Source organism: Companilactobacillus bobalius (genome assembly GCF_009764355.1).
The window spans coordinates 1-3,216 of sequence record NZ_LNUA01000026.1 but is presented as its reverse complement, the minus strand read 5'-3'; the positions used below and the strand labels follow the sequence as shown (position 1 = coordinate 3,216).

Annotated in this window: 1 rRNA gene; it reads right to left on the bottom strand. The window is 35.7% G+C overall.

The annotated features are described in order from the left end of the window. A 16S ribosomal RNA gene (locus ATN92_RS03765) occupies positions 1-994 on the bottom strand; the annotation flags it as partial. Positions 995-3,216: the final 2,222 nt, after the last annotated feature.

Here is a 3,216-nt window from a genome sequence, read left to right as displayed (position 1 = left end):
GTTGCTTCGAATTAAACCACATGCTCCACCGCTTGTGCGGGCCCCCGTCAATTCCTTTGAGTTTCAATCTTGCGATCGTACTCCCCAGGCGGAGTGCTTAATGCGTTAGCTGCAGCACTGAAGGGCGGAAACCCTCCAACACTTAGCACTCATCGTTTACGGCATGGACTACCAGGGTATCTAATCCTGTTTGCTACCCATGCTTTCGAATCTCAGCGTCAGTTACAGACCAGAAAGCCGCCTTCGCCACTGGTGTTCTTCCATATATCTACGCATTCCACCGCTACACATGGAGTTCCACTTTCCTCTTCTGCACTCAAGTTTACCAGTTTTCGAAGCACTTCCTCGGTTGAGCCGAGGGCTTTCACTTCAAACTTAATAAACCGCCTACATTCTCTTTACGCCCAATAAATCCGGACAACGCTTGCCACCTACGTATTACCGCGGCTGCTGGCACGTAGTTAGCCGTGGCTTTCTGGTTGAATACCGTCAGTACGTGAACAGTTACTCTCACATATGTTCTTCTTCAACAACAGAGTTTTACGATCCGAAAACCTTCTTCACTCACGCGGCATTGCTCCATCAGACTTTCGTCCATTGTGGAAGATTCCCTACTGCTGCCTCCCGTAGGAGTTTGGGCCGTGTCTCAGTCCCAATGTGGCCGATTACCCTCTCAGGTCGGCTACGTATCATCGCCTTGGTGAGCTATTACCTCACCAACTAGCTAATACGCCGCGGGTCCATCCAGAAGAGATAGCAAAACCATCTTTTAAACAAAGATCATGTGATCTAAGTTGTTATGCGGTATTAGCACTTGTTTCCAAATGTTATCCCCCACTTCTGGGCAGGTTACCCACGTGTTACTCACCCGTCCGCCACTCACCAAGATCTGAATCAAGAAGCAAGCTTCAATCAACAGTTTGGTTCGTTCGACTTGCATGTATTAGGCATGCCGCCAGCGTTCGTCCTGAGCCAGGATCAAACTCTCATATTAAAAGTTTGTGACTCATAAATAAAAATACTAGCGAATTGACTTCGTTGTAAATCCAACAAATAAATGTTGGCCTACACAATTTTAGTGTTAAAACTTTGTTCAGTTTTCAAAGGTCTACCAGTTGTTAATTAACTTAACAGCTTAATTATCATATCATCTAAATGATATGATGTCAACAAGAAAATTGATTTAACAATGTTTCTTGTTGATAAGTCATCTTCAAGCGACAACTTAGTAATAATACCATTTTATCATTATCTCTGTCAACAACTAATTTCAATCGTTTGAATTGGTCTAGTTGGTAACTTACGAGACAACGTATATTAGAATACCAATCTCAGAACGATACGTCAACAAAAATATGCAAATAATTTGTAGGTTTTTTTAAAGACAAATATTAATATATTCTGGAACTTCAATGTTACCCGACGGCCGTGTGTTCCCTATAAATCAATCACATATTATTCGGATTATTTTACAGGTGACGTAATCAAATTCTGAGTAATCCATTTAAATATATAATTAAGATTCAGACTTTTAACTATTATGAATTCCATTCTTCTAACAAATGTATCATATTGACCTTCATAAAACATATTGGTAACTCGAATATCTTCATATTAAATCGAAAGCAACTCCATTTCTATCTATAATATCCAAATACATACATATAGAAAGCCTTATTGGATTCAATATACATAACTGTACGTAAAGAACGCTATTCGAAAAAGGCATTTCCCTATATTATTGATTATTCTACTGTAATTAGTAATACAAATCTCAATTACTAGCAACGGCCATTATAAACACTTTTAATATACGATTGAATACACAGCACTTTATAGTAATCCAAGGTTTACAAAGTTAAGATAGTTTTTCATCATCTGTTCAAGTAAATATCCGGAACCTCTGTATCTTCAACTAATCGATTTAAATCCTCAAGGTACTGAATCGTGTTATCAAAAATAATGGGATCATCATTCACAGAAACCTTATATTCATAATACTGTCTCCAGTCGGAGTAATTACAACAGAATTTCATTATACGCAACATCTCCGGCAACAATCAATCATCTGAAATTCAACAGCTAGTTATATTGTGAGTATCGGTAAAACTGTTTTTAATAATTTCAATCAAATAACTTTTCTAAATCAAAATTATCGTTAACTCCGCCATCGCCTTAGTAACTTATCTGCATGCAGAATTTCTATCACTGCGGGTATTCCATCCACTGTAGTTTTCATAATAATGATCTTTACACCTGAAAAAAATTCTTTAATCACATTAACCTAAAGAGGTGGTCCATACATGAGTTATATAAATATATTCAAGATTGATCTTATACCTCTTGATCCAAACAACTCTTGATTAATATCTTCAGTCATAGATATATCGACCAATACAATCCCCCTTTACCACCATAAATAAGAATGAACTATTCGTAATCATTCTAATTTTTTAATTCCAGTTGACACCTTAACTAAGGATTTATCTATCCTCAATAAATGACTCAAAGTAATATTTTGATTTACAGATCATTTCTATGGCGACTTTGAATTCACCAAAGTATTCTCCGTTAAAAAGAAGTCTACAATCACAGTTCTGATATAACAATAAGCATATCCGAAAATAATAATGAATTTATGACATACAAAACATATTGTTGAATGGAACGGACAAAAATTTTGAAAAGATCACTATAGATAAAATGATTGATATTAATCGCAAATTTTTCTATTTGTACTATATTAATACTTTTGCACTACTATCGGAATCTTAATTTTTTATTAAAGACTCTAAAAACTGCAATGGATAATGATTTTACAATTAGTAAATTTAAAACAAATAATAATATATAAATAAAAATTATTGTTGGAATTACATTGAGTACAGAATGGTATTGTGTGATTCCAGATTATCTAAGATCCTAAAAATATGAGTAGAAATCATATGATATGTTTAAATAACTCAGTTGATAACTAATTTATACGGCCCAATTATTAGTTTTATATATAAGTAAAAAAGAGACCGGTCGAGTGATTCGCTAGAATCATCTTGACTGGTCTCTTCTATTATTGGATGTGCCTCCAAGCATTGAAAATGCTTGAGGACACAAAAAAAGAAACCAACCATTTGGTTGATTCCTTACCATTAGCGTGGCAGCTACCTATCCTCGCGGGTAGTTTCCCACCAACTACTTTCGGCGTGGAGAAGCTTAACT